This is a genomic window from Arthrobacter sp. KBS0702 (assembly GCF_005937985.2).
In the GTDB taxonomy this organism is placed as follows: Bacteria; Actinomycetota; Actinomycetes; order Actinomycetales; family Micrococcaceae; genus Arthrobacter.
Genome location: NZ_CP042172.1, coordinates 3,009,394 through 3,033,380, shown reverse-complemented (window position 1 = coordinate 3,033,380; position 23,987 = coordinate 3,009,394). Strand labels below are relative to the sequence as shown.

The following is a 23,987-nucleotide window of genomic DNA, read 5'->3' as shown; positions in this document are numbered from 1 at the left end:
TCGACGTCGGGCGGCGCGCCGGGCTACGGTGGATCCATGGCCACACCCGCGTCCCCTCCCGAAGTAGTCCTCATCACCAAGGCTGACTGCCACCTCTGCGCCGACGCGCGCGACGCCGTCGGCCGTGTGACTGCCGCGCTGGGGCTGGGCTGGTCGGAGCGGTCAATCGACGACGACGCCGAGCTGCGCGAGCGCTTCGCCGAAGAGATTCCCGTGCTGCTAGTGGACGGCGTCCAGCGGGATTTCTGGCGGATCGACGAGGTACGGCTGGCCAGGACCCTGCGGCGGGCACTGGAGCGTCCCGCCTGAGCGCGCCCGGACCCGGGCCCGCGGGGCAGCCGGCGCCTGCTTTGTGGCCCGAACTGCGGGGGCTCTAGAGTGGAGTCACAACGCGACGCAACGGAGCAGATAGTGACCTCGCTGGATTCATCACCCGACGCCCTGCCCGGGGGAGCCGGGACTGCGGCCAAGCAGATCCCGCCCGCGGCCGTGGCCCGGCTGACGATCTACCTGCGCGCCCTGACGACCCTGCTGGCTGAGGGCGTGGACCGGGTTTCCTCCGAGTCGCTGGCCGAGGCCTCCGGCGTCAGCTCCTCCACGCTCCGCAAGGACCTCTCTTACGTTGGCTCTTACGGAACCCGGGGCGTGGGCTATGAAGTCCAGTACCTGAACCGTCATATTGCCGCCGCGCTGGGCCTGACCCGCGACTGGAAGGTCGCGATCGTCGGCGCCGGCAACCTCGGCAAGGCACTCGCCCGGTACGGCGGGTTCGAATCCCGGGGCTTTGACATCGTGGCGATTTTCGACGCCGACCAGATGGTGGTGGGCAGCGAGGTGGGCTGGCTGCGGGTGAGCGACGCCGCCGACCTCGAAGCCGTGCTGCACCGCACCGGCGCCAATATGGTGGTGCTGGCCCTCCCCGCGGCGGTGGCGCAGGGCGTGTGCGACCGGGTGGTGGCCGCGGGCGTGCGCAGCATCCTCAGCTTTGCCCCGGTCATGCTGCAGGTCCCGCCGGGAGTAAACCTGCGCAAGGTGGATATGGCCACCGAACTGCAGATCCTCGCCTACCACGCACAACGAGCGCAGGACCCGGAAGACGCCGACTAGATTCCGTCGGCGGTCCGGATGCTGCGCCCGTTGGCGGGGCCCTGGACTAGCGGCCGTAAGGGTTCTGCGAATACGGGTTGGCGAAGGGCTGCTGCTTCTGGAAGTACGGAGCCACCGTCGGCAGGTACAGGATCACGATGCCGGCCACGCCCATCAGAATCACGACGAGCTGCAGGACGCCGGACAGGACGCCGAAGGCGAACATGCCGCCAAAGAGGCCCAGAAGCGAGAACGCGGCAAAGACGGTCCCCAGGATGCGGGCCCAGTTCTTGCCCTTGCGGACCGGGAAAGCTACCAGGGAGTAGAGCCCGAAGGAAATCAGGCCGCCGATGACGCCGCTGACCGGGATGATGGTGCGCATCGCACCGAGGTCGTCCGCCGTGAGCCTGCGGCCCTGCTGGGCGGCCGCCTGCTGCATGGCGGTCTCGAAGTACCCGGCCCCGGAGAAGGAAACAACCAGGCTGTTGATGAGGGAAAGCACGCCCGCGCCGATGATGAGCCAGAAGGCCAGGTCAAGCTGGGACGGCCGGGCCCCGGCGCCCCCGGTGGGGAGCTCCGAGGGGTACTGCCCGTACGGCGACTGGCCGTAGGGGCTCTGGCCGAACTGGCCCTGTCCGTAAGCCGGCGGCTGCTGGCCGAACTGGGGCGCGTTTTGGCCGTAAGCCGGCGGCTGCTGGCCGAACTGGCCCTGACCGTAAGCCGGGGCCTGCTGGCCGTACTGGCCCTGACCGTAAGCCGGGGCCTGCTGGCCGTACTGGGGCGCGTTTTGGCCGTACTGCGGGCCCTGCTGGCCGTATTGCGGCGCCGGCGGCTGCTGGCCGTACTGGGGCGCGTTCTGGCCGTACTGCGGAGCCTGCTTGCCCGACTCGGGTCCCTCCGGACCGGAAGGCTCGACTGGCGGGTTACTCATGGCGGTCCTTTGCATTCGATGGCGGGTTGGACTACCGGGACCAGTGCCTAAAACCTGCCCCCAGCGTGGTTTAACTCCACCGTACCCCGGGCCCGCGGCGGTTTGGGTGATTCGGCAGCGGTATTCTCAGCCGCATTTCCGCGCGACGCAGGGGCCAGCGGGCTCAACATTCGGACCCGGCGGTGGGGACCTGGCCCGGGCCGAGATCCCTTCACTTGGCCGAGGCCTAGAACCGGCCATTCTCCGCGGAGAACCACGGCTGGGAGTTGGGCATCCACATCAGCACGGTCGCGGCCAGGCTGATGAGGAAACCCGGCCAGCTGCCGCCGCCAGCCACGCCGGCACTCACGGCTGCGAGCACCAGGCTGACGCCGGCGGCGATGGTCAGGGCGAAGCGCGCCCATTCCCAGCCCTCCTTCATCTTCATCGCGAGCGTGATCTGGGCACCGGCCAGCGCGAGGGCGACCAGAACCAACAGCAGGAGCAGAATCCCCGCCGGTGGCGAGACCACAAACAGCACGAGCGCGCCGAAGAGCCCGATCACCCCTGCGAGCAGGCCCAGCAGGCCGCCGATCACCCACACCCAATAGGAGATTGTCAGCTCCGTGGGCATCGCCGGGACGGTGAACATCCCGGAATAGCCACCCAAGGGCAGGACTTCGTTGAACGTCCGCGGCCGGTGCGCCGGCACCCGGAAACGGGAGCCGGCGGGCAACCCGGGCCCGCCCGGCTGCCCGGGTTCAGGCTGCTCCGCGCCGGGCTGCCCGGGTTCCGGCGGGACACGGCCCTGATCCTGGGAATTGTCATCCGGCTGCTCGGGTTCGGGGGCGTCGCCGGTAGTGCTCATGAATTTCACTTTAGACCGCGGCCTCAGTGCTTTCCAGCGGCCCCGGTTAAGCAAAGCACCCCGCCCCATCCGTGGATGGCGCGGGGTGCTTGCCGGGTCTCCGGCGAGGGCCGGAACAGCCTGTCCGCTTCTTGCGGAGGCGGGACTAGGCTGCGGGGGCGATGAAGGCCAGTTCGAGGTTGATGGCAACCTTGTCGCTGACCAGCACGCCGCCGGCTTCGAGGACGGCGTTCCAGGTCAGGCCGAAGTCCTTGCGGCTGATCGTCGTCTCGGCGGTCAGGCCGGCCCGGGTGTTGCCGAACGGATCAACGGCAACACCGTTGAGCTCGGTCTCCAGGGCCACCGGGCGGGTGACACCCTTGATAGTCAGGTCGCCCTGCAGTTCGTAGGCATCGCCCTTGGGGACGATCGCGTTGGAGACAAAGGAGATCTCCGGGAACTTCTCGACGTCAAAGAAGTCCTCGCCGCGGACGTGGCCGTCGCGGTTGGCGTCACCGGAGTCGAAGCTCGCGGTCTTGATGGTGGCGTTCACCTTGGAGTCGGCGACGTTCTCGGCGAGGTCCAGGGTTGCATCGGCTTCCTTGAACTGGCCGCGGACCTTGCTGATGCCCGCGTGGCGGACGGTGAAGCCGATTTCGCTGTGCGAGGAGTCGAGCGTCCAGGTGCCGGTGGTGAGGTTTGCGGGAAGTGCCATGGTGTTTCTCCTTGAGTCGGGTGGGTCTTGCGGAAGTTCATCTGATCGTCGGTCGCGGCCTCATTGGTTGAAGTCTCAACTAACTGCTTCACCCAGTATAAACATGCATTTGCATCTTTTATTCCGCCGCCGGGGAACATTTCTCAAAAAGTTTCAGTTCTACTCCTTGTAGAAGATTTCGTCATTGCCCCTGCCCTTTGAGAAACTGGTACACATGCCCCAAGCCACCGTTCATCTGCTCCGCCACGGCGAGGTCCATAACCCCGACGGCGTCCTATACGGACGGCTGCCTGAGTTCCACCTCTCCGAACTCGGCCGGGAGATGGCCCGGACCCTTGCCGGGCACTTCAGTGAACGCGCCGCCCAGGGGGCCAAGATCGTGCATCTCGCAGCCTCCCCGCTGACCCGCGCCCAGGAAACGGCCCAGCCGATCTCGGAGGCCCTCAACTTGGACATCGTCACTGAGGACCGGATTATCGAGGCCGCCAATTACTTCCAGGGGATCCGGGTTTCAAAGGCCGAAATCCTCAGGCCGAAGCACTGGCCGATGCTGCGCAACCCGCTCCGGCCGTCCTGGGGCGAGCCGTACAAGGAGCAGGCCGCGCGGGTAACCGCCGCGGTGCAGGACGCACGGTTGCGGGCCATCGAGCTGGGCGGCGACGGTGCTGAGGCGATCCTGGTCAGCCACCAGCTGCCCATCTGGGCCACCCGGCTCAGCGCCGAAGGCAGGCCGCTGTGGCACGACCCGCGGAAGCGTGAATGCACGCTCACCTCCCTCACGTCGCTGGTATTCGACGACGCCGGGCAACTGCTGCGCGTCGACTACCGCGAGCCGGCAGCCGCCCTCCTGCCGGGTGCCTCCAGCACCCCGGGGGCTTGAGTATGTTCGGGAACGACCCCAGGCTGACCCGCCGCAGCGTCCTCACCGCCGGCGGCGCGGCCCTTGCCGGCATGCTGGGACTGTCCGGCTGCGCCCAGGAAGACGACCTCGCCAAGCAGGCCAAGGCGGGGGACAACAAGAACTACGTCGCCGGCGACGGCTCGGTGACCGAATTCGCCGTCGCCGACCGGAAAAAACCCGTGGAGATCAAGGGGACGCTGTTCGACGGGACCGCAGTGACGGCGTCGGACTTCTCCGGCAAGGTCACGGTGCTCAACTTCTGGTTCGCCGCCTGCGCCCCGTGCCGGGTGGAGGCACCCTCGCTGGAGGCGCTGCACCAGGAGTTCAAGGCCCAGGGCGTGCAGTTCTTCGGCGTCAACCTGCGCGATGAAAAGGCCACGGCCGAAGCCTTCGACAAGACGTTCAACCTGAGCTACCCGAGCTTCAACGACAAGGACGGGGCGGTTCTGCTGGCCGTCTCCGGTCTGGTTCCGCCGGGCGCGGTTCCCACCACGCTGGTGCTCGACAAGCAGGGCCGGGTCGCGTCCCGGGTGCTCGGCGAAATCCAGAAGGGCACCCTCAAGTCCCTTATCGCCGCCGCCGTGGCCGAGTAGTGGAGTAGACGACGCCGTGAACAGCCCCTTCGCCGAAGCCATCCTGAGCGGGTCGCTGCTGCTCGCCATCCCGGTGGCGCTGCTGGCCGGACTCGTCTCCTTCCTCTCGCCGTGCGTGCTGCCGCTGGTGCCCGGCTACCTTGGCTACGTGACGGGACTGACCGGCGTCGACCTGCAGAAGCAGAAGCGCGGCCGGATGCTGGCGGGCATCGGGCTGTTCGTCCTCGGATTCTCGGTGATCTTCGTCCTCCTTGGCGGGGCCTTCGGCCAGCTCGGGACCCTGATCACCGGCTCACAGAACGGGTGGATCACGCAGCTGCTGGGTGTGCTGGTGATCATCATGGGCATCGTGTTCCTGGGCGGTTTCTCCTGGCTGCAGCGCGACGCGAAGATCCATGCCAAACCGCCAGCCGGTCTGTGGGGAGCGCCCCTGCTGGGTATCACCTTCGGCCTGGGCTGGGCGCCATGCATCGGACCGACCTACTCTGCCGTCCAGCTCCTAAGCCTTTCCGGCGGATCCTCCGCGGCGAAGGGCGCCCTCCTGGCCTTCGTGTATAGCCTGGGGCTGGGGATTCCCTTCCTGCTGATCGCCTTGGCCGTGCGCCGCGGCATGGGCGTGATGTCCTTCTTCCGCAAGCACCGGCTCGCCATCCAGCGCACCGGCGGTGGCATCCTGATTGTGCTCGGCCTGCTGATGGCCAGCGGCGTGTGGGGTGCCTGGGTGTCCGGGCTCCAGTACTGGTTCCAAACCGATGTGAAATTGCCGATCTGATGAGCGAGCGAGTGAACGTAAAGAAGACGACCCCAGCCAACGGCACGAGGCGCCCCGGCACACCCGACTCCGGCACGCCCGACACCGGGACGAAGCCCGCCGACGCTGCCGTGTCCGCCGCGAAGGCCGAGGCTGTCCTGCCCTCGCTGGGACCGGTGGGCATGCTCCGCTGGGCTTGGACACAGCTGACCAGCATGCGCACCGCGCTGTTCCTGCTGCTGCTGCTCGCCGTCGCCGCCGTGCCCGGATCGCTGTTCCCGCAGCGGCCCGCGAACCCCGCGGTGGTCACCCAGTACATCAAGGACCACCCGGACTACGGGAAGGTCCTGGACGCGCTGCAGCTCTACGATGTGTACTCTTCGGCGTGGTTCTCCGCGATCTACATTCTGCTGTTCATCTCGCTGATCGGCTGCGTGGTGCCGCGGGCCATCGTGCACTACAAGGCCATGCGTTCCCAGCCCCCGCGCACACCGGCCCGGCTGTCGCGGCTGCCCGAGTACGGCACCCTGGTGATTCCCGCCGACGCCGGGATCCCGGCGTCGCGCGCCATTGACGACGCCGCCGCCCTGCTGAAGAAGCGCGGCTACCGGGTCGAGGTCAGGGACAGCGACGGGGCCCGGCCGTCGCTGGGCGCGGAACGCGGCTTCCTCCGGGAGGTCGGCAACCTGGTCTTTCACACCGCGCTGATCGGCGTGCTGGTGTCCGTCGCGGCCGGCGGCCTGTTCGGCTACAGCGGCCAGCGCATCCTGGTCGAGGGCGACACCTTTGTGAACACCTTGGTGGGCTACGACCAGTTCACGCCGGGCACGAATTTCCAGAGCGCCCAGCTGCAGCCCTATTCCATCCAGCTGGACAAGTTCCAGATCACCTTTGACCGCGAATCGAAGGGCAAGTTCGGCCAGCCGATCGACTTCAAGGCAGACGTGACCACGAAGGAGAACCCGGGAGCGCCCGCCGAGCATCAGGTGCTGAAGGTCAATGATCCGCTGAACCTGGGCGGCACCAGCATCTACCTGACCGGCAACGGCTACGCCCCGGTGGTCACGGTGCGCGACGCCAACGGCAACGTGGCCATGCAGGGCCCGGTGGTCGCCAAGCTCCAGGGCGACAACTACTACTCCTCGGTGGTCATCAAGGTTCCCGATGCCAAGCCCGAGCAGCTCGCCTTCGCGGGCTTCTTCCTGCCCACAGCATTCGTCACGCCGGAAGGCGTTTCCTTCAGCGGCGATCCCGAGCTGTTCAACCCGCAGCTGACGCTGAACTCCTACTACGGCGACCTCGGGCTGGACAGCGGCTCGCCGCAGAACGTGTTTGAGCTGGACGTGAAGAAGCTGACGCCGCTCAACGCCCGCAACCTGCCCACCAAGGGCATCGTGCTGACCCCCGGTGCCACCCACACCCTGCCGGACGGCAAGGGCACCATCAGCTTCGATGGGGTCAAGCGCTACGTGGGCGTGGACATCCACCACAACCCCGGTCAGGGCTACGCTTTGTTCTTCGCGCTCCTCGCGGTCGCAGGCCTGGTCACCTCGCTGTACGTGAACCGCCGTCGCGCCTGGGTCCGTGCCGGCTCGCACGAGGACGGCCGGACGATGGTGGAATACGGCCTGCTGGCCCGCGGCGAGGACCACCGCCTGGCCGGCGAAGCCGCGGCCCTCCGGGCCCTGCTCGCGGCGGCATGGCCGCTGGACGACTCCGGTTCCCAGCCCGTTCCCAGCGCGGGGGCGGATAATGACCGGGCGGACACCGGCGCAGGCGCTGATGCCGGCCCGCAGAGCTCTCCCGAACAGCCCGCAACAGACTCCCTCCAGACCACAGCAGGCTCTCCTGAGTCAAAGAAGGATCAGTAATGCCGTTCTCGATCAACGAAACCATGGGCCAGTACAGCGAGCTCTTTATGCTGCTCGCCGCCGGGACCTACACGGTGGCCTTCATTGCCTTCGCCTGGGACCTGGCCAAGAGCAGCAAAACCCTGCGCGCGGTGGACCTGAAGGCGGCGGAACTGTCCGGCGTCGGGGCCGCCCGCGTGCCGGTGGGCGCCGGCGTCGGGGCTTCCTCCGGGGCCGTTGACCGGGCCGAGTCCGACGTGGCCGGACCGATCGGCCGTGCCGAACGTCCGACGTCGTCCGTCTCGGGCAACCAAGGCGCCGGTGCCGGCCAGACCGCCGACGGCGGCATGCGCTATGGCGACGAGCGCCGTGTTCCCGCCCGGGTTGCCGTCGCTCTGACCGTGCTGGGGGCGGCCATCCACGCGGCCGGCGTCATCACGCGGGCCCTCGGCGCGGGCCGGGTCCCGTGGGGCAACATGTACGAGTTCCTGACCACCGGCGCGTTTGTGGCGGTGGCCGTCTTCCTGGTGGTGCTGATCCGCCGCGACCTGCGCTTCCTGGGCACCTTTGTGATCGGCCTGGCCATCATCATGCTCGTGGCCGCGTCCGTTGCCTACTGGACCCCGGTGGGACACCTCGTGCCCGCGCTGCAGAGCTACTGGCTGATCATCCACGTCTCCATCGCGGTGATGTCCTCCGCCCTGTTCACCCTGACCTTCGCGATGTCCGCACTGCAACTGGTCCAGTCGCACCGGCAAAAGACCCTTGCCGCCGGCGGCGCCGACAAGCTCGGCTTCATGCGCCTCGTGCCCAACGCCCTGAGCCTCGAGAACCTGTCCTACCGGATCAACGCGATCGCGTTCGTGGGCTGGACCTTCACCCTGATGTTCGGGGCCATCTGGGCCGAGAAGGCCTGGGGCCGGTTCTGGGGCTGGGACACCAAGGAAGTCTGGACCTTCGTGATCTGGGTGGTCTACGCCGGCTACCTGCACGCCCGCGCCACCCGCGGCTGGACCGGTACGCGCGCTGCCTGGCTCTCGATCGTTGGCTACTTGTGCGTGGTCTTCAACTTCACGATCGTGAACCAGTTCTTCAACGGCCTGCACTCCTACTCGGGTCTGTAGGCCCCGGGGTTCTTGCCACCGCTTCGCCATGAATGGCCGCTAAGCCGCCCGGCTTAGCGGCCATCTGCGTCAGATCGACGACGGTTGGGTGCAGGACGCGGGCCAGACCCGGGATGTTGCCGCTGCTTCGCGCCAGGGCTGGGCCTCCAGCCGCGGTCCACCAGCGCCGCCCGCACCCTGGTAACTGCCGTAGGCTCCATGCCGGGGGCGAACCGGTTCAGATCCCACTGCGTCAATACAACTACCCGCCACCCAGCGTCTCTGGCATTCTCATCCCGGAAGATATCGCTGCGACGTTGCGCAGGACTGGCATGATGGCTGCCGTCGTACTGGACCGCGACCTTTTCCCGTTCATAAGACATGTCCGGGTCCTGGATCCAGCCGCCGGTCTCGTCGAACATGGGGACGTTGATTCCCGGTTCGGGCAGCCCGTGGCGGATCAGGAGCAGCCGGAGTTCGGTTTCTTTGGGGGAATCCGTGCCGGCACGGACCAGGGTGCGGGCCCGCATGGCGGTCCGTGCCGGCACGGACCAGGGTGCGGGCCCGCATGGCGCGCCGGTAGCCCGGAGTCCCTCGCTTTCCTTCGAGATAAGCGTCAAGGTCAGCGAGCGTGACCAGGGGATTCCTGCGTTGGAGCAGGAAGTCGCCGGCAATCACCAAATCATCGAGACTTAGCATGCCCGCGAGATCGAACCAGGTCCGCAAGGGGGAGGTGCAACTTACCTTGGCCCCGGCAACGATCTCCTCCGGTTTGAAAGACTGCTGATGGCCTACGACGTTCTTTCGCCGCACAGCGCGACGGCCCGGCAGGCTCGTCAGATGGACGAGGGCCGTGTTCGCCAAGGATGAGGGCAGAGGGAAGCCCCACAGCACGGCTGCGGATAAATGGCTCACCACCGCGGCGGTTACGGCAGTCAAGGCACGAACGCGCTCGAGGAGTGTGTCCGTGATCGTGGCAGTGGTGCGCACTCCGTAGCAAGGCGCGACGAGATCCCGGGCCCGGGTTCGACGTCGGCTCAGCCCCGCCGCGCGGGCGGCCGCCATGGTGAACGGCTTGTTTCGAAGCTGTGCGGGAAGCTCACTGGGTTGGCGCATGAGTGAATTCTGCGCCCGACGGGAGGCGGCCCGGACGTTATCCACAGAGCTTGCCGGGTGTGGGGGAGTAGTGGGCCGATGGATGGAAGTTCATGCGGCGTGGGTGCGTGGCGGTGATTTGCCGGAGATGGCCGCTATGCGGGCTGGGATTCCGGCCATGTGTGGCTAATGGAGGCGGCTGCCTGCTCGTGGTGGCGGGCCAGGCCCTAGGTGGCAAAGAACAGCGGCCCAGACGCGGCAATGGGTGGCTCAGGACAAGTGCGGCGTGGGTGCGTGGCGTCGGTTTGCCAAAGATGGCCGCCATGCGGGGTGGGATTCCGGCCATGTGTGGCGAATGATGACTGGTGGTCGCCGGGGCGTACCCGGGCGTACCCGGGGGCTAGACCTGAAATCAGGGCGCCGCAGTGTGGCGTGAAAGACCGCAAGTCCCGGGCGGTGCTGCCTGCCCGTGGTGCTACTTGACTTCGTCGGTGCCCTGCGTGGTGTCGCCGCTGGCTTCGCCGGACTCCGGGCCGTGGGACGGGCCGGTACCGCGGCCAAGCTCGCGTTCCTTGGCGTCCAGTTCGTCCTTGAGCTTCTTGAGCCGGTCGGCCTCCGCCTGGTTGCGGCGGCGCAGCTCCAGGTTGCGGAGGAAGTCGGGATCGTCGTCCGGGGCGGTCGGGTGGCTGTAGGCGGCCGGGGACGCGGCGGCACTCCCGCGCGGCCTGCCGAGGATGAACCACAGCGCGGCGCCGATCAGCGGAAGGACGATTTGCACGACGATCCAGGCCGGCTTCGAAATGCCCCTGGTCTGGCGTGCGTCGGTCCGGATCAGATCGATGAGCCCGTAGACAAAAACGACCAGCAAGAGGATGGGTACCACAACACGGAGCATAGCTTCAGTTTAGCCTCCGGGAGGGTTTCCGGCGCCGGGTCCGGGAGGGCAAGGGCAACCGTGCATGACAACGGCGCCGCAGCAATCAGGCAGGCAATCAGACAGGGCAATCAGGCGGGACAGCCGGGAGCGGCCGGGCCGGGTCCGCGACGGCTAAACTGGGAGTGTGGCTTTCCTGAAATACTCCCTGATCCGTCTGGCGCTGTTTGTGCCGTTGTTCGCCCTGTTTGTCTACTTGCAGCTGGGCTGGCTGCTGGCTGCACTCTGCGCCGGGATGATGGCCTTCGCGATCAGCTTCCTGTTCTTCCAGAAGCAGCGGGACGCGGCCACGGCCTCTATCCACCACCGCTTCTCCGGCCAGGCGAAGCCGCTGCGCAGCGCGGGCGAGGCCGCCGACGCCGCCGCGGAAGACCGGCTGGTGGACGAGCACCCGGACGTCACGGTGCGCACTGACAGCCGTCCCAAGGACTCCTAAGCAACTCGGCGGCACGACGCCGGCGGAGGCGCCACGACGCCGGCGGAGGCGCCACGACGCCGACAACCCGATGCAGGCCCTCCCGGCAGGCCGCCTCCGGAACCTGCGCTAGAAACCGTGGCTCAGCACCAGGCCGAGCGAGAACAGCACCGCGTAACCGAGGTTGATCAGACCGGTCTGCTTCAGCACCGGAATGAGGCTCTTGCGGCGGCGTCCCGCAATCATCAGCCAGGACGGCATCAGGATGGCCGGGATCAGCAACAGCACGATCAGCATCCACGGCTGCCGGGGCGCGAGCACGATCACCAGCAGGATGGCAACGGCGAGCATCAGCACGTAGCTCTCCCGGGCATGCTTGTCACCGAGCCGGACGGCCAGGGTCTTCTTCCCCGCGACCCGGTCGGTGGGGATGTCTCGGACGTTATTGGCCATCAGCAGGGCGCAGGCGATGAGTCCCGTGCCGATCGCGCCGATGACGGCCGCGAGGCTGATCTGGCCGGCCTGCGTGTAGGTGGTGCCCAGCGTGGCGACCAGCCCGAAGAACACAAAGACGAACACGTCGCCCAGGCCGAGGTAGCCGTAGGGGTTCTTGCCCCCGGTGTAGCCCCAGGCGGCCAGGACGCAGCCCACGCCCACGAGGATCAGCCACCAGGCTTGCGTGATGATGACCAGGGCCAGGCCGAACAGCATCGCCAGGCCGAACGCCGCGAACGCGGCCCGCTTGACGTGCGCTGGCGCCGCCGCGCCGGAGCCGACCAGCCGGAGCGGGCCAACCCGGTCCTCGTCGGTGCCGCGGATGCCGTCGGAGTAGTCGTTGGCGTAATTCACGCCGACCTGGAGCAGCAGTGCCACCATGGCGGCCAGCAGTGCGTTGACGGGTCGGAAGGCATCCAGCTCATAGGCGGCTGCGGACCCGATCAGGACCGGCGCGATCGCGGCCGGCAGGGTGCGCAGCCGGGCGCCTTGGATCCATTGTGCGGCTGTGGCCACGTTCAGTACCTCGTTGGTTTTGGTGACGATCTGGTTGGACAGACTTGGTTGAAGCTTTTCTATTTTCCCTGATGCAGGGCTTCCAGCCGAACCGTCATGCCCAGCCGGTCCGGTTTTCCGTTTGGAAGCATCAACAGTTCCGCCGCGGTCAGCACGGTTTTCGGGGCCAGGGCACCGGTCAAAGCGCCCGCACTTCCGCCGGCGAAACGCGCCCTGAAATCGTCCGCCGCTTCCGGGGAAGGATCCGCCAGCACCACGTAGGCCGCCAGCGCCTGGCCCCATTCGGCGGACGGAACCCCTGCGACGAAAGCCGCCCGCACACCCTCGAGCCGCTCCAGCTCGGCCTGCACTTGTGCGGCGGACACCTTGACGCCTCCGGTGATGACGACGTCGTCTGCCCGGCCCAGCACGGCCAGCGTGCCGTCCGCGGACACTGCCCCGAGGTCGCTGGTGCGGTACCAGCGGACCCCCTCGTCCTCGACGAACGTCGCCGCGCTGAGTTCCGGGGCTCCGAGGTACCCGGCGGCGATGGTGGCCCCGCCGAGCAGGATGCGTCCGTCGTCTGCCAGCCGAACGTCGACGCCGTCCAGCGGCACGCCGTCGTAGACGCAGCCGCCGCAGGTCTCGGCGGACCCGTAGGTGGTCACCACCCGGACGCCGGCGTCACGGGCCGCGCCGAGCAGCCCGGCCGATGCGGGCGCGCCGCCGAGCAGGACCGCGTTGAAGCGGCGGAGCGCGGCCAGTGTCTGCGACGAGGGCGTGTCCAGCAGCCGTTGCAGCTGGGTGGGCACCAGGGAGGTGAAGCGGAGCTTGTCGGTGAGCTCCTGGGCCGCGGCGGTGAAGGCCTCCGGGGTGAAGCCGCCGGAGAGGTCCATCGCCCAGGGCCGGGTGCCGGCGAAGAGGGACCGGACCAGCACCTGCACGCCGGCCACGTACTGCAGGGGCAGCGCCAGCAGCCACTGCCCTTCGCCCTTGAGCGCCATCGCCGTGGCCATGGAAGAAGCCGCGAGGGCATCCACCGTGAGCACCGTGGCTTTTGGCACCCCGGTGGAGCCGGAGGTGCGCACCACCACCGCGGCGTCCTCGAACCCGGGGGTCTCCACCAGGCCGACGACGAGGGACCCGTCCGGGCCGGCGGACAGCTCGACGGCGGGGCCCTCCCCGCGGAGGGCCGCGGCCAGCGCGGCCAGGGCGGGCTCGATGTTCACCTCTCCGGAATTCACTGCGGCAGCCTTAGAAGTAGTACGGGAACTGGGACCAGTCCGGATCGCGTTTCTCCAGGAAGGCCTCTTTGCCCTCCACCGCCTCGTCCGTCATGTAGGCCAGCCGCGTCGCCTCGCCGGCGAAGACCTGCTGTCCGGCCAGGCCGTCGTCGGCGAGGTTGAAGGCGAACTTGAGCATCCGGATGGCCTGCGGGGACTGCCGGGCGATGTCGGCGGCGTATTCCAGCGCCACGTCCTCAAGGCGTTCGTGGTCCACGGCATCGTTCACGGCGCCCATCCGGACCATGTCCTCGGCGGAATATTCGCGGGCCAGAAAGAAGATTTCGCGGGCCGCTTTCTGGCCGATCTGGCGGGCCAGCAGGGCCGAGCCGTAGCCGGCGTCGAAGCTGCCCACGGTGGCGTCGGTCTGCTTGAACTTGCCGTGCTGGCGGGAGGCGATGGTGAGGTCCGAGACGACGTGCAGGGAGTGCCCGCCGCCGGCCGCCCAGCCGTTGACGACGGCGATGACCACCTTGGGCATGGTCCGCATCAGCCGCTGGACCTCCAGGATGTGCAGCCGGCCGGCGCGGGCCGGGTCGATGGTCTCCTTCGTCTCGCCCTCGGCATAGCGGTACCCGTCGCGGCCGCGGATCCGCTGGTCGCCGCCGGAGCAGAAGGAGTGGCCGCCGTCCTTGGCGGAGGGGCCGTTGCCGGTGAGCAGCACGGTGGCCACGTCCGGGCTCATCCGGGCGTGGTCCATGGCCCGGTAGAGCTCGTCCACGGTGCCGGGGCGGAAGGCGTTGCGGACCTCGGGCCGGTTGAAGGCGATCCGGACCGTGGGCAGGTCCCGGACCACGGCGCCGTCGTCGGACCGTTCCACCTGGCGGTGATAGGTCATGTCCTGGAAGTCGTCGAAGCCGGACACGGCGCGCCAGCGGTTGGGGTCAAAAACGTCAGATACCTTGGCGGGGATTTCGTTGCTCACAGTCCGAGTCTAGTAATCGGCTCAGCTGATGCAGAACTCGTTGCCTTCCGGGTCCGCCATGGTGTGCCAGGAATGCGGGCCCTCGTTGGCGGTCCAGAGGTACGTGGCGCCGCGGGCCTCCAGGGCGGCGCGCACCTCGTCCTTGTCCGCGCCGGCCAGGTTCACGTCCCAGTGGACCCGGTTCTTCACGGTCTTGGCCTCCGGCGCGGTCTGGAACAGGATCCTCCGGGTGGCCGGTTTGGTGTCCAGGTCCTCGGGCGGGCGGATGGCGGCTCCGGTCCGCCAGACCAGTTTGCCGTGGTGCAGCTTGGTCTCGGACTCCGTTGCGAAACCCTGCTCGATCATGGACCGGATGAAGTCCTCGTCCTGGGGCTCCACGGTCCAGTCGAGGGTTTCGGCCCACCACTCCGCGAGGCCGTGGGGATCAGCGCAGTCGACAGCGATCTGGATGTTCAATGCCATGGGAAGAACCTACGACGCCGGCGGCCGCGGCGCTAGGTCTAGGGGCAACGCGGCCCGTGGGTGTTCACGGCCGCTACTGCAGCTGTTCGAGGACTTCCGGCGGGATGGCGTAGATGAAGACGACGGCCAGCAGGTTCTTCGCGGCATGGACGAAATAGGAGAACATTACGTTCTTGCCCGTCCAGACGTAGACGAACACCAGGACGGCGCCCATGGCGAGGTACGGCATGAGGACGGGCAGCGAGAGCGCTTCCTGGCCCACGATGTGCACGGCTGCGAACAACGCGACGGAGAGGGCGCAGCAGAGCCAGATGTTCAGCTTCCCGCTCAGCTTGCCGATCAACAGGTGCCGGAAGATGTACTCCTCCACAAAGGGGCCCACCACCACCAGCAACGGCACCATCAGCCAGGCCGGGACCTGCTGCATCAGGGCCTGCAGGCCGGCCTGGTTGGCCGAGGTCTGCGGCGGGCCGGTCACGGCCACCAGGACGGCGGTCAGGATCATTGCGGCGAGCACGGCAAGCGGCACCATCAGCAGGGTGAACCAGGGCCTCGTGGCCAGGACGCGGAGGTCCCGGCGGGCCACGTGGCGCGCGGCGGCCAGGGCGAGCAGGCCGATGACCCCGTAGAAGACCAGATTGACGGCGTAGGACGCAATTGCCGGGTTGGGGGAGAGCTGCAGCAGCAGCGGGGCCAGCAGTCCGGACGCGGTGGCAAAAAACGCGCTCACCGCCGTGTAAATCCCCGCCGTTGCGTAGTCCAGCCGGGAAAAAACGTACAGGTCCGGACGTGGCGCAGGTAGGTGACGGAGAGCGGTGCCCATGGCTTCAGCCTAGCTCCCCGGGAGGGCCCGCAATGTTGCCCGCGTCACGGTCGGGTGCCGAAAGCTAGTACTATGGATGAGCCGCGCGACGCTGCGAGCCATTGCGGTCTCCGGTACCACCGCTGACCCCACACCCCGGGCTTACCCCTTGATTTGGCGCGCCCCGGCCCGCCTGCCCGTCCCGGCGACACCCCGACCCACAAGGAACAGTTGTGCCACAAAGTACTTCCACAGAAACCCAGAGCACGACGGCGCCCTCCGCCGTCGTCGACTCCACCCTCAGTGCCGAGGGATACAAGAAGTCCCTGAGCGGCCGCCAGGTCACGATGATCGCCATGGGCGGCGCCATCGGCGTCGGCCTCTTTATGGGTGCCGGCGGACGGCTGGCCTCCACCGGCCCCGCGCTGATCTTCTCGTACGCCATCGCCGGCGTCATCGCGTACCTGCTGATGCGTGCGCTGGGCGAACTCATCATGTACCGCCAGACCTCCGGCTCGTTCGTCAGCTACGCCGGCGAGATGTTCGGCAAGAAGGGCGCGTACCTCTCCGGCTGGATGTACTTCATCAACTGGGCCATGACCGGCATCGCGGAGCTGATCGCGATCGGGCTGTACTTCCAGTTCTTCTTCCCCAACGTCCCGGTGGAACTGACCGCCATCGCGGCGCTGCTGCTCCTCGTCGGGGTGAACCTGCTGAGCGTCAAGGCGTTCGGTGAATTCGAGTTCTGGGCCTCGGTCCTCAAGGTCGCGGCCATCCTGATTTTCCTGGCCGTGGGCACCTTTATGGTGGTCACCAACGCCAAGGTCGGCGCCGGCCACGCGTCGGTGAACAACCTCTTCGCAGCCGACGGCGGCATGTTCCCCAAGGGCGCCCTCGTGATGATCCTGGTGCTCAACGCCGTGATCTTCGCCTACAACGCCATCGAACTGGTGGGCATCACCGCCGGCGAGATGGAGGACCCGGCCAAAGAGGTTCCGAAGGCGATCCGCGCCGTCGTGATCCGCATCGTCGTGTTCTACGTCGGCTCCGTGACCCTGTTGGCCATGCTGCTGCCCTCGGACCAGTACAAGGCCGGCGAATCGCCGTTCGTGACCGTCTTTGGCCAAATGGGCCTGCCGTGGATGGGCGACGTGATGAACATGATCGTTATCACCGCGGCCCTGTCCTCCAGTAACTCGGGCCTGTACTCGATCGGCCGGATCTTCCGCACCATGGCCAACAACGGCCACGCCCCGCAGTGGCTGACCCGGATGTCCAAGAGCCACGTGCCCTACGCCGCCATCCTGGCGATCGGTGCGGTGTACCTCGTGGGCATCCTGCTGAACATCTGGCTGGGCGGCTCGCACGCGTTCGACCTGGCGCTGAATACGGCCTCGATCGGCGTGATCTTCACCTGGGGCTCCATCTTCGCCAGCCAGATCGCCCTGCGGAAGACCAAGGGCAAGGCCTCGTCCCTGCCCATGCCGGGCTCCCCGTGGACCAGCTGGGCCGGCCTGGTGGCGCTGCTGGCGATCACCGTGCTGATCGGGTTCGACACCATGACCAGCAAGTCCGGCGAGGTCTTCCCGCTGGGCCTGTGGACCCTGGCGACCATTCCGTTCTTCGCGGTGGTGCTCTGGCTCGGCTGGCAGAAGGTCAAGAACAACGAGCCCAAGAGCGAGCTCTTCAGCTAGCACAACCGTCCTGAATCACCACGGTCGGCTTTCCACCCCCCTGGTGGCGCGAACGTACACTTGAGGCCCCGAATCCGCAGCGATTCGGGGCCTCAAGTGTACGTTCGCGCGGGACCTGGGCAGGGAGGTGACCGTCGCCGCCGTGGCCGGTTTGCGGGAGTCAGTCCTTCAAGTACCGGGCGAAATGGTCTTCGATCCGGCGCCAGGCCTCGGGGGCGGACTGCGGGTCGGGCCCGATGCCTAGCACCCGGAACAGCGGGCGCAGTGGCCTGGGCCCGGCCTCCGCGTCGTTGAGGAACGCGTGCCCCGCCGTTTCGAATTCCTTGATGTCGTGCTCGACGCCGAGGGACTCGAGCGCGGCGGTCAGCCGTGCCGCAGCCCCAGGAAGGGTCCGGTCCCTCGCTCCGAAGTTGGCCACGATGGGGCAGGCACCGGCGAGCTCCGTTTCCGGGTCCTTCGGCAGCCTTCCGTAATTCACCGCCGCGGCGTCGAAGCCGTCGTTGGCCATCAGCAGGGCAAAGCTGCCGCCCATGCAAAAACCGATTACCCCGATCTTTCCCGTCGTGCGGCCTGAGTCCAGCAGCCACTGCCGGGCGGTCGCCAGGTCGGTAAACGCACGCCCCTGCCCGGCCGCGAGGGAGCGCATGGTCGACACGAGGCACCGGCGCGCGCCGCCGTCACTGTACAGATCCACTGCAAGGACCAGATATCCCGCGGCTGCCAGCCGCTCAGCGTGCCGGACGGTGATGTCGTCGAGGCCGAAGGCTTCATGGACCATCAGCACGGCCGGGAATGGTCCCTCCCCTTCCGGCTCCGCCAGGTAGCCGCGGAGTTGGGGCGATCCGCCGGCCGCGCTGCTGGCCGCACTGAGATCGAGGTTGTGTAGATGCATGTCCGGCGCTTGGGGCCGGTCGGCGGGATTCCTGGCCATGTGCACTCCTGTGTCGTGCTGGAGACGGATGTTCCGTTGGGACAGTCTTGCATCCGGGCACAAAAAACGGCGCCGGACATCCCCCAAAGGAATGTCCGACGCCGTCGACTCTAAGGACTAGTCCCGCTTGACCGCGTCCTTGACGTTTTCGCCGACCTTCTTCGCGTCAGCTACGACCTGGTCCTTCTGGCCTTCGGCCTTCAGGCGGTCATTGTCCGTGGCGTTACCGGTAGCTTCCTTGGCCTTGCCGCCGAGGTGCTCCGCTTCGTTCTGAATCTTGTCTCCGATACCCATGGTGTGTTTCACCTTTCGTTTCCGGTTGAAATTCAACGCACTTTCACCATAACACGAAGCATGCTTACTAATTCAAGTGGCTTCGCCGATTCAATTCATTCGCCCTGCACCGCGGGCCTGCTATGCGGGTTTCCGGCGCCCCGGGCTAGGCTCGAACCCATGAACTTCAAGACCACCCCCGCTCCAGACGCCGCCGAGACCGCGGCCAGGGCGGAGTCCCGCTGATGGCGCGGGCTTCGGACGGGCACAGGGTGGCCGCACCGCGCCTCACGCCGGTCCAACTGGCGGACCTCGTGCGGGACCCTGCCCCCGCGTTCCGCCGCGGCGAGCGCTACGACGGCGTCCAGTACAGCCGGGCGGCTGCGGACGGGCTGGAACTCAGCGGCACGGAGTTTGCCGAATGCGAGTTCGACGGCGTCTCGTTCAACGAGACCCAGCTGCGCGGCGCCAGCTTCCGCGACTGCGTCCTGGCCGAGGTCTACGCTCCGGTGTTCATGGCCGCACGCTCGAGCCTGCGCGACGTCGAAATCCGCAATCCCCGCTGGGGGTCGGCGGAACTGTATGAAAGCGGCTGGCAGTCCGTGCGGATCGACGGCGGCAAGCTGGACTACCTCAACCTCCGCGGTTCCAAGCTCGTGGACGTCCAGATCAGTGACTGCATCATCAACGAACTGGACCTGGGCTCCTGCACGGCCACCCGGATGGCACTGAAGAACTGCACGGTCGGAAGCCTGGACTTCACTGGCGCCCAGCTCAAGGACTTCGACCTGCGCGGCACCGACTTCCGCTCGCTCAGCGGCCTCGGCAGCCTTGCGGGTCTCGTCGTCGACGACTACCAGCTGACCCTGCTGGCGCCCCTGCTGGCGGGCCACCTGGGCATCACGGTGGCCTGAGCCGCCGCGCGTCATCCGGGCGCCTCCGGTTGACCCCCTTGCCCCGCCGTGTAATCTTTATAGAACGAACGGTCGGTAATTTACCCTGCTGCCGGCCCTGCTCCCTTGGTGAAGGATGTTCTCATGGTCGAGGCTTTTCTTGTTGGCGGTGCCCGCACTCCCGTGGGACGGTACGGTGGGGCCCTCTCCGCTGTCCGTCCCGACGACCTGGCGGCGCTGGTGGTCCGTGAAGCCGTGGCCCGCGCCGGAGTCGACCCGGACGCCATCGACGAGGTCATCCTCGGCAACGCTAACGGCGCCGGCGAGGAAAACCGCAACGTCGCCCGGATGGCCACCATCCTGGCCGGCCTCCCGCTCCACATCCCCGGTATCACGGTCAACCGGCTCTGCGCCTCCGGCCTGAGCGCCATCATCATGGCCAGCCAGATGATCAAATCCGGCGCCGCGGACATCGTGATCGCCGGCGGCGTCGAATCCATGAGCCGCGCCCCCTGGGTGCAGGAAAAGCCGCAAACCGCCTTCGCCAAGCCGGGCCAGATCTTCGATACCTCCATCGGTTGGCGCTTCGCCAACCCGCTGTTCCAGAAGGGCGAACTCTCCCGCGACGGCAAAATGACCTACTCCATGCCGGAGACGGCCGAGGAAGTCGCCCGCGTGGACGGCATTTCCCGCGAGGACGCCGACGCGTTCGCCGTCCGCTCACACGAGCGTTCCCTCGCCGCGATTGCCGCCGGCCGCTTCGCCGAGGAAATCGTTCCCGTGGCCGTCAAGACCCGCAAGGGCGAGACGGTCGTGGACACCGACGAGGGCCCCCGTGCCGGCACCACCATGGACGTGCTCGCGGGCCTCCGCCCCGTAGTCGCCGGCGGCTCGGTGGTCACCGCCGGCAACTCCTCCACCCTCAACGACGGCGCTTCGGCGATCATCGTCGCCTCCGAAGCAGCCATCCAGAAGCTCGGCCTCACCCCGCGGGCCCGCATCATCGACGGTGCCTCCGCCGGGTGTGAACCCGAGATCATGGGCATTGGCCCGGTCCCCGCCACACAAAAGGTGCTCGCCCGGACCGGGCTCAACGTGGGGGATCTTGGCGCCGTCGAACTCAACGAGGCATTCGCCACCCAGTCGCTGGCCTCCATGCGCCGGCTTGGTCTCGACCCGGAGATTGTGAACCGCGACGGCGGGGCGATCTCCCTGGGGCATCCGCTCGGCTCGTCCGGATCCCGGATCGCCATCACCCTGCTGGGCCGGATGGAACGCGAAGACGCCAAGATCGGACTCGCCACGATGTGCATCGGCGTGGGCCAGGGCACGGCCATGCTGCTGGAGCGCGTCTAATGGCGGCCCCGGTCCTGGACCCGGCAGGGTTCGCGACGCTCCGGGTCGAGGAACGCGAGGACCGGGTGGTGGTACTGCTCAACCGCCCCGAGGTCCGCAACGCCATCGACCAGCAGATGGTCGACGAGCTCCACCGGGTCTGCGCGTACCTGGAGCAGACCCCCAAGCTGCTGATAATGGCGGGCACGGAGGGCGTGTTCGCCTCCGGCGCGGACATCGCCCAGCTGCGCGAACGCCGCCGCGACGACGCACTGCAGGGCATCAACTCGACCATCTTCGTCCGGGTCGCCAAACTGCCGATGCCCGTCATCGCGGCCATCGACGGCTTCTGCCTGGGCGGCGGCGCCGAGCTCGCCTACGCGGCCGACTTCCGGATCGGCACGCCCGGGGTCCGGATTGGCAACCCAGAGACGGGCCTCGGCATCCTGGCGGCCGCCGGGGCCAGCTGGCGCCTCAAGGAACTGGTAGGGGAGCCCGTCGCCAAGGAAATCCTGCTGGCCGGAGCAGTGTTCCGCGCCGACCGGGCGCTCGCGGTTGGCCTCATCACCGAGATCCACGACCCCGCGCAGCTGATGGACGCCGCCCATGCGCTGGCGGACCGGATCGCGCAGCAGGATCCGCTCGCGGTGCGGATCACCAAATCGGTGTTCCACGCCCCGGCGGAGGCGCACCCGCTGATCGACCAGCTGGCGCAGGGCATCCTGTTTGAATCGCAGGCGAAGTTCGACCGTATGCAGGCCTTCCTGGACAAGAAGGCTGCCAAAAAGTCTGCCAAAAAGGCCGCCACAGAACCAGACCACACCACGGACCGGAAGAAGTAGATATGAGCAACTCGGTACTCCCCGCGAACCTGCCTGCCACCATTGGAGTTCTCGGTGGCGGCCGCATGGGCGCGGGCATCGCCCACGCGTTCCTGATCAACGGCGCCAATGTCCTCGTCGTCGAGCGGGACGAGGAGTCCGCTGAGGCGGCCCGCGAGCGCGTGGAGTCCGCTGCAGCCAAGAGCATCGAGCGCGGCGCCATTGACGGGAACCTCGACGAAATGGTCTCCCGGCTCTCCGTGACCGTGGACTACGACGACTTCAAGGACCGGCAGCTCGTCGTCGAGGCCGTGCCCGAGGACTGGGACCTGAAGGTGGCCTCGCTGCGCGGGATCGAGGAACGGCTCGCAGCGGACGCGTACCTCGCCTCCAACACCTCCTCGCTCTCCGTCAACGGCCTGGCCCGCGAGCTGAAGCGTCCGCAGAATTTCCTGGGCCTGCACTTCTTCAACCCCGTCCCGGCGTCCACCCTGATCGAAGTGGTCCTCGGCGAGCAGACCTCGGAGACCCTCGCCCGGGCCGCCCGCGGCTGGGTGGAAGCGCTGGGGAAGACCGCCGTCGTCGTCAACGACGCCCCCGGCTTCGCGTCCTCGAGGCTGGGCGTCGCGATTGCCCTCGAAGCGATGCGCATGGTGGAAGAAGGCGTTGCCTCGGCCGAGGACATCGACAACGCCATGGTCCTGGGATACAAGCACCCCACCGGCCCGCTGCGCACCACCGACATTGTGGGCCTGGACGTCCGGCTCGGCATCGCCGAATACCTGGCCTCCACGCTGGGTGAGCGCTTCGCCCCGCCGCAGATCCTGCGGGACAAGGTGGCCCGCGGCGAACTCGGGCGCAAGACCGGCAAGGGCTTCTTCGACTGGAACGCCTGAGCCGAAGCCGGGCGGAGGTCCATTGGGGGATCCGCCCGGCTCGGTTGACACCCGTGACGGCAGGCACCTGGCCGCTTGCCGGCATGCCTAGGATGGTGCGGTGACTACCGCCCCGCGCCACATCGAACCGATCACCCTCACCGGCCGGTACGTGGCCCTAGAACCCTTGAGCCACGCTCACCATGACGGCCTGGTGGAAGCGGTCCGGGACGGCGAACTCTGGAAGCTCTGGTACACCTCGGTCCCTGCGCCCGAGGCGATGGGCGCCGAGATCGACCGACGCCTGGCATTGCAGGAGAGCGGCTCGATGCTGCCGTTCGCCACCCGGCTGCTCGACCCGGACTCCGGCGCCCCGGGCAAGGTGATCGGGATGACCACGTACATGAACATCGACGCCGCCACGCCCCGGGTGGAGATCGGTTCCACCTGGAACGCCGCCTCCGCGCACGGCAGCGGCAGCAACCCTGACTCCAAGCTGCTGCTGCTCCGGCACGCCTTCGAAACCCTGGGCTGCCCCGCCGTCGAATTCCGCACGCACTGGCTCAACCACCAGTCCCGCGAGGCGATCGCCCGGCTGGGCGCCAAACAGGACGGCGTGCTGCGCAGTCACACCCGGACAGCCGACGGCGTCCTGCGCGATACCGTGGTGTTTTCAATCCTCGAACACGAGTGGCCGATGGTCCGCAGCGGACTCGAAGCGCGGCTGGCGAAGCGGCGCTAGGGCGGAGACGGCGTGTGTGCTTGACTTTCAGGATGACGTCTTCTGCCGCGGCCCCGCCCGTCGCCATTGCCTGAGACGGAGCCGTCAACGCCTGGCACATTGCCGGCAGCGTCTACCGGATGGGGCGCCGGGAGTGGCTCACCGAGACCGGCTGGCGGCAGGCGTACGACGGCGGGATCCGTACCGTGATCGACCTCCGCAACCCGGAGGAGATCCGCCGCCGCGACACCGATCCGCGGGTCGGCGCCGCTACCCTTGCGGCGTTCGACGTCGTGCATGCCCCCACCGAGGATCCCGGCAACAGCGAGTTCCGTGCGCTGTGCGTTCCCTACTTGAACGACCCGGCGTCCTATCCCGACAACGCCAGGATCTTCCCCGGCAAGCTAGCTGCGGTGTTCAAGGCCGTGGCAGCTGCGCCAGGCGGCGTCGTGCTCCATTGCTCGGCCGGCCGGGACCGCAGCGGCATGGTCGCGGCCATGCTCCAGGACCTCGCTGGAGCCGGGGATGACGCCATTGCCGGAGCCTACGAGCGCGCCATGCGGGGCATCAATGAACACCACCGGGTGTCCGCCACCCCGCATCCGTACGAGCGGTACCTGCCCGAGGACGTCCTCGCGACGCTGATCACCCGCCGCCGGGAAAGCCTCCTGCACTTCGTGCGGCAGGTGAAAACCGAGGAGTTCCTGGGCCGCAACGGGGTGAGCGTCGCGGAGCTCGCCGCCCTCCGGGACAAGCTGGGCGCCCGGGCCGACGGGTAAGGG

27 protein-coding genes are annotated in these 23,987 nt (G+C 67.8%); 15 read left to right on the top strand and 12 right to left on the bottom strand.

Annotated elements, in window-relative coordinates; all coding sequences use genetic code 11:
* Positions 1 to 36 precede the first annotated feature (36 nt).
* The gene (locus FFF93_RS13995; protein WP_138768376.1) at positions 37 to 309 is read left to right on the top strand and encodes a glutaredoxin family protein; all 273 of its coding nucleotides are present in this window, start codon (positions 37 to 39) and stop codon (positions 307 to 309) included.
* Between the two features lie 102 nt (positions 310 to 411).
* On the top strand, positions 412 to 1,107 hold the full coding sequence (locus tag FFF93_RS13990) for a redox-sensing transcriptional repressor Rex (RefSeq protein ID WP_138768377.1): 696 nt from the start codon (positions 412 to 414) through the stop codon (positions 1,105 to 1,107).
* 46 nt (positions 1,108 to 1,153) lie between these two features.
* Here the strand turns inward: FFF93_RS13990 and FFF93_RS13985 are convergent, their stop codons facing one another.
* From FFF93_RS13985 to FFF93_RS13975, 3 genes are all read right to left on the bottom strand, one after another.
* Positions 1,154 to 2,017 carry a hypothetical protein gene (locus tag FFF93_RS13985; RefSeq protein ID WP_138768378.1) on the bottom strand — a complete coding sequence of 288 codons (864 nt, stop codon included), beginning with the start codon at positions 2,015 to 2,017 and terminating at the stop codon, positions 1,154 to 1,156.
* A 226-nt stretch (positions 2,018 to 2,243) separates the two neighbouring features.
* Positions 2,244 to 2,864 carry a hypothetical protein gene (locus tag FFF93_RS13980; protein ID WP_261375148.1) on the bottom strand — a complete coding sequence of 207 codons (621 nt, stop codon included), beginning with the start codon at positions 2,862 to 2,864 and terminating at the stop codon, positions 2,244 to 2,246.
* Between the two features lie 145 nt (positions 2,865 to 3,009).
* Positions 3,010 to 3,558 carry a YceI family protein gene (locus FFF93_RS13975; protein ID WP_138768379.1) on the bottom strand — a complete coding sequence of 183 codons (549 nt, stop codon included), beginning with the start codon at positions 3,556 to 3,558 and terminating at the stop codon, positions 3,010 to 3,012.
* Positions 3,559 to 3,772: 214 nt separating this feature from the next.
* Between FFF93_RS13975 and FFF93_RS13970 the strand changes: the two genes are divergently transcribed.
* The 5 genes from FFF93_RS13970 to ccsB are packed head-to-tail and all read left to right on the top strand — an operon-like array spanning position 3,773 to position 8,777.
* Positions 3,773 to 4,438 carry a histidine phosphatase family protein gene (locus FFF93_RS13970; RefSeq protein WP_138768380.1) on the top strand — a complete coding sequence of 222 codons (666 nt, stop codon included), beginning with the start codon at positions 3,773 to 3,775 and terminating at the stop codon, positions 4,436 to 4,438.
* Positions 4,439 to 4,440: 2 nt separating this feature from the next.
* A complete protein-coding gene (locus FFF93_RS13965) occupies positions 4,441 to 5,052 on the top strand; it encodes a TlpA disulfide reductase family protein (protein WP_138768381.1) in 612 nt (203 codons plus the stop codon).
* 16 nt (positions 5,053 to 5,068) lie between these two features.
* On the top strand, positions 5,069 to 5,824 hold the full coding sequence (locus FFF93_RS13960) for a cytochrome c biogenesis CcdA family protein (protein ID WP_138768382.1): 756 nt from the start codon (positions 5,069 to 5,071) through the stop codon (positions 5,822 to 5,824).
* Positions 5,824 to 7,674, top strand: a complete 1,851-nt coding sequence (locus FFF93_RS13955; protein ID WP_138768383.1) for a cytochrome c biogenesis protein ResB — start codon at positions 5,824 to 5,826, stop codon at positions 7,672 to 7,674. Before FFF93_RS13960 ends, FFF93_RS13955 begins: the two co-directional genes overlap by 1 nt.
* A complete protein-coding gene (ccsB, locus tag FFF93_RS13950; protein ID WP_138768384.1) occupies positions 7,674 to 8,777 on the top strand; it encodes a c-type cytochrome biogenesis protein CcsB in 1,104 nt (367 codons plus the stop codon). The genes FFF93_RS13955 and ccsB overlap by 1 nt, the downstream gene beginning before the upstream one ends.
* A 53-nt stretch (positions 8,778 to 8,830) precedes the next feature.
* On the opposite strand, the gene FFF93_RS17165 is transcribed toward ccsB, so the two are convergent.
* Together FFF93_RS17165 and FFF93_RS13940 are read right to left on the bottom strand one after the other, a co-directional pair.
* Positions 8,831 to 9,286, bottom strand: a complete 456-nt coding sequence (locus FFF93_RS17165) for a hypothetical protein (protein ID WP_261375147.1) — start codon at positions 9,284 to 9,286, stop codon at positions 8,831 to 8,833.
* 1,040 nt (positions 9,287 to 10,326) lie between these two features.
* Positions 10,327 to 10,746 (bottom strand): PLD nuclease N-terminal domain-containing protein, encoded by a 420-nt coding sequence (locus tag FFF93_RS13940; protein WP_138768385.1) that lies wholly within the window; start codon positions 10,744 to 10,746, stop codon positions 10,327 to 10,329.
* 166 nt (positions 10,747 to 10,912) lie between these two features.
* Between FFF93_RS13940 and FFF93_RS13935 the strand changes: the two genes are divergently transcribed.
* Positions 10,913 to 11,221, top strand: a complete 309-nt coding sequence (locus FFF93_RS13935) for a DUF4229 domain-containing protein (RefSeq protein WP_138768386.1) — start codon at positions 10,913 to 10,915, stop codon at positions 11,219 to 11,221.
* 108 nt (positions 11,222 to 11,329) lie between these two features.
* On the opposite strand, the gene FFF93_RS13930 is transcribed toward FFF93_RS13935, so the two are convergent.
* The 5 genes from FFF93_RS13930 to FFF93_RS13910 form a co-directional block, all read right to left on the bottom strand.
* A complete protein-coding gene (locus tag FFF93_RS13930) occupies positions 11,330 to 12,211 on the bottom strand; it encodes a 1,4-dihydroxy-2-naphthoate polyprenyltransferase (protein WP_138768387.1) in 882 nt (293 codons plus the stop codon).
* Between the two features lie 59 nt (positions 12,212 to 12,270).
* The gene (locus tag FFF93_RS13925; RefSeq protein ID WP_395858394.1) at positions 12,271 to 13,434 is read right to left on the bottom strand and encodes an AMP-binding protein; all 1,164 of its coding nucleotides are present in this window, start codon (positions 13,432 to 13,434) and stop codon (positions 12,271 to 12,273) included.
* A 10-nt stretch (positions 13,435 to 13,444) separates the two neighbouring features.
* Complete coding sequence (locus tag FFF93_RS13920) at positions 13,445 to 14,398, bottom strand: 1,4-dihydroxy-2-naphthoyl-CoA synthase (RefSeq protein WP_138768388.1); 954 nt, start codon at positions 14,396 to 14,398, stop codon at positions 13,445 to 13,447.
* A 21-nt stretch (positions 14,399 to 14,419) separates the two neighbouring features.
* Positions 14,420 to 14,860: a VOC family protein gene (locus tag FFF93_RS13915; protein ID WP_138768389.1), complete on the bottom strand. Its 441-nt coding sequence runs from the start codon at positions 14,858 to 14,860 to the stop codon at positions 14,420 to 14,422.
* Positions 14,861 to 14,933: 73 nt separating this feature from the next.
* Positions 14,934 to 15,683, bottom strand: coding sequence for a CPBP family intramembrane glutamic endopeptidase (locus FFF93_RS13910; protein WP_138768390.1), 750 nt, complete (start codon positions 15,681 to 15,683; stop codon positions 14,934 to 14,936).
* A gap of 212 nt (positions 15,684 to 15,895) precedes the next feature.
* Here FFF93_RS13910 and FFF93_RS13905 point away from each other — a divergent pair, with 212 nt between their 5' ends.
* On the top strand, positions 15,896 to 17,356 hold the full coding sequence (locus FFF93_RS13905) for an amino acid permease (RefSeq protein WP_138768391.1): 1,461 nt from the start codon (positions 15,896 to 15,898) through the stop codon (positions 17,354 to 17,356).
* A 160-nt stretch (positions 17,357 to 17,516) separates the two neighbouring features.
* Here FFF93_RS13905 and FFF93_RS13900 read toward each other — a convergent pair whose 3' ends face one another.
* Together FFF93_RS13900 and FFF93_RS13895 are read right to left on the bottom strand one after the other, a co-directional pair.
* Complete coding sequence (locus FFF93_RS13900) at positions 17,517 to 18,287, bottom strand: dienelactone hydrolase family protein (RefSeq protein WP_138768392.1); 771 nt, start codon at positions 18,285 to 18,287, stop codon at positions 17,517 to 17,519.
* A 117-nt stretch (positions 18,288 to 18,404) separates the two neighbouring features.
* Complete coding sequence (locus FFF93_RS13895) at positions 18,405 to 18,581, bottom strand: CsbD family protein (protein WP_138768393.1); 177 nt, start codon at positions 18,579 to 18,581, stop codon at positions 18,405 to 18,407.
* 224 nt (positions 18,582 to 18,805) lie between these two features.
* Between FFF93_RS13895 and FFF93_RS13890 the strand changes: the two genes are divergently transcribed.
* From FFF93_RS13890 to FFF93_RS13865, 6 genes are all read left to right on the top strand, one after another.
* Entirely contained in the window at positions 18,806 to 19,474 is a 669-nt protein-coding gene (locus FFF93_RS13890) for a pentapeptide repeat-containing protein (RefSeq protein WP_138768394.1), read from the top strand.
* A 123-nt stretch (positions 19,475 to 19,597) separates the two neighbouring features.
* Positions 19,598 to 20,809 carry an acetyl-CoA C-acyltransferase gene (locus tag FFF93_RS13885; RefSeq protein ID WP_138768395.1) on the top strand — a complete coding sequence of 404 codons (1,212 nt, stop codon included), beginning with the start codon at positions 19,598 to 19,600 and terminating at the stop codon, positions 20,807 to 20,809.
* The gene (locus FFF93_RS13880) at positions 20,809 to 21,630 is read left to right on the top strand and encodes an enoyl-CoA hydratase/isomerase family protein (RefSeq protein WP_138768396.1); all 822 of its coding nucleotides are present in this window, start codon (positions 20,809 to 20,811) and stop codon (positions 21,628 to 21,630) included. Before FFF93_RS13885 ends, FFF93_RS13880 begins: the two co-directional genes overlap by 1 nt.
* A 2-nt stretch (positions 21,631 to 21,632) precedes the next feature.
* Complete coding sequence (locus tag FFF93_RS13875) at positions 21,633 to 22,505, top strand: 3-hydroxyacyl-CoA dehydrogenase family protein (RefSeq protein WP_138768397.1); 873 nt, start codon at positions 21,633 to 21,635, stop codon at positions 22,503 to 22,505.
* 100 nt (positions 22,506 to 22,605) lie between these two features.
* Positions 22,606 to 23,226, top strand: coding sequence for a GNAT family N-acetyltransferase (locus FFF93_RS13870; protein ID WP_138768398.1), 621 nt, complete (start codon positions 22,606 to 22,608; stop codon positions 23,224 to 23,226).
* Positions 23,227 to 23,345: 119 nt separating this feature from the next.
* Positions 23,346 to 23,984, top strand: coding sequence for a tyrosine-protein phosphatase (locus tag FFF93_RS13865; RefSeq protein ID WP_138768399.1), 639 nt, complete (start codon positions 23,346 to 23,348; stop codon positions 23,982 to 23,984).
* Positions 23,985 to 23,987 lie beyond the last annotated feature (3 nt).

What these genes read in the sequence shown, in the direction of transcription:
- ccsB (WP_138768384.1), top strand. Translation starts at nt 7,674, where the DNA reads ATGCCGTTCTCGATCAACGAAACCATGGGCCAGTACAGCGAGCTCTTT.
- FFF93_RS13890 (WP_138768394.1), top strand. Translation starts at nt 18,806, where the DNA reads ATGGCGCGGGCTTCGGACGGGCACAGGGTGGCCGCACCGCGCCTCACG.
- FFF93_RS13975 (WP_138768379.1), bottom strand. Translation starts at nt 3,558, where the DNA reads ATGGCACTTCCCGCAAACCTCACCACCGGCACCTGGACGCTCGACTCC.
- FFF93_RS13875 (WP_138768397.1), top strand. Translation starts at nt 21,633, where the DNA reads ATGAGCAACTCGGTACTCCCCGCGAACCTGCCTGCCACCATTGGAGTT.
- FFF93_RS13965 (WP_138768381.1), top strand. Translation starts at nt 4,441, where the DNA reads ATGTTCGGGAACGACCCCAGGCTGACCCGCCGCAGCGTCCTCACCGCC.
- FFF93_RS13865 (WP_138768399.1), top strand. Translation starts at nt 23,346, where the DNA reads ATGGGGCGCCGGGAGTGGCTCACCGAGACCGGCTGGCGGCAGGCGTAC.
- FFF93_RS13970 (WP_138768380.1), top strand. Translation starts at nt 3,773, where the DNA reads ATGCCCCAAGCCACCGTTCATCTGCTCCGCCACGGCGAGGTCCATAAC.
- FFF93_RS13995 (WP_138768376.1), top strand. Translation starts at nt 37, where the DNA reads ATGGCCACACCCGCGTCCCCTCCCGAAGTAGTCCTCATCACCAAGGCT.
- FFF93_RS17165 (WP_261375147.1), bottom strand. Translation starts at nt 9,286, where the DNA reads ATGCGGGCCCGCACCCTGGTCCGTGCCGGCACGGATTCCCCCAAAGAA.
- FFF93_RS13940 (WP_138768385.1), bottom strand. Translation starts at nt 10,746, where the DNA reads ATGCTCCGTGTTGTGGTACCCATCCTCTTGCTGGTCGTTTTTGTCTAC.
- FFF93_RS13915 (WP_138768389.1), bottom strand. Translation starts at nt 14,860, where the DNA reads ATGGCATTGAACATCCAGATCGCTGTCGACTGCGCTGATCCCCACGGC.
- FFF93_RS13910 (WP_138768390.1), bottom strand. Translation starts at nt 15,683, where the DNA reads ATGGGCACCGCTCTCCGTCACCTACCTGCGCCACGTCCGGACCTGTAC.
- FFF93_RS13880 (WP_138768396.1), top strand. Translation starts at nt 20,809, where the DNA reads ATGGCGGCCCCGGTCCTGGACCCGGCAGGGTTCGCGACGCTCCGGGTC.
- FFF93_RS13885 (WP_138768395.1), top strand. Translation starts at nt 19,598, where the DNA reads ATGGTCGAGGCTTTTCTTGTTGGCGGTGCCCGCACTCCCGTGGGACGG.
- FFF93_RS13895 (WP_138768393.1), bottom strand. Translation starts at nt 18,581, where the DNA reads ATGGGTATCGGAGACAAGATTCAGAACGAAGCGGAGCACCTCGGCGGC.
- FFF93_RS13955 (WP_138768383.1), top strand. Translation starts at nt 5,824, where the DNA reads ATGAGCGAGCGAGTGAACGTAAAGAAGACGACCCCAGCCAACGGCACG.
- FFF93_RS13900 (WP_138768392.1), bottom strand. Translation starts at nt 18,287, where the DNA reads ATGGCCAGGAATCCCGCCGACCGGCCCCAAGCGCCGGACATGCATCTA.
- FFF93_RS13980 (WP_261375148.1), bottom strand. Translation starts at nt 2,864, where the DNA reads ATGAGCACTACCGGCGACGCCCCCGAACCCGAGCAGCCGGATGACAAT.
- FFF93_RS13985 (WP_138768378.1), bottom strand. Translation starts at nt 2,017, where the DNA reads ATGAGTAACCCGCCAGTCGAGCCTTCCGGTCCGGAGGGACCCGAGTCG.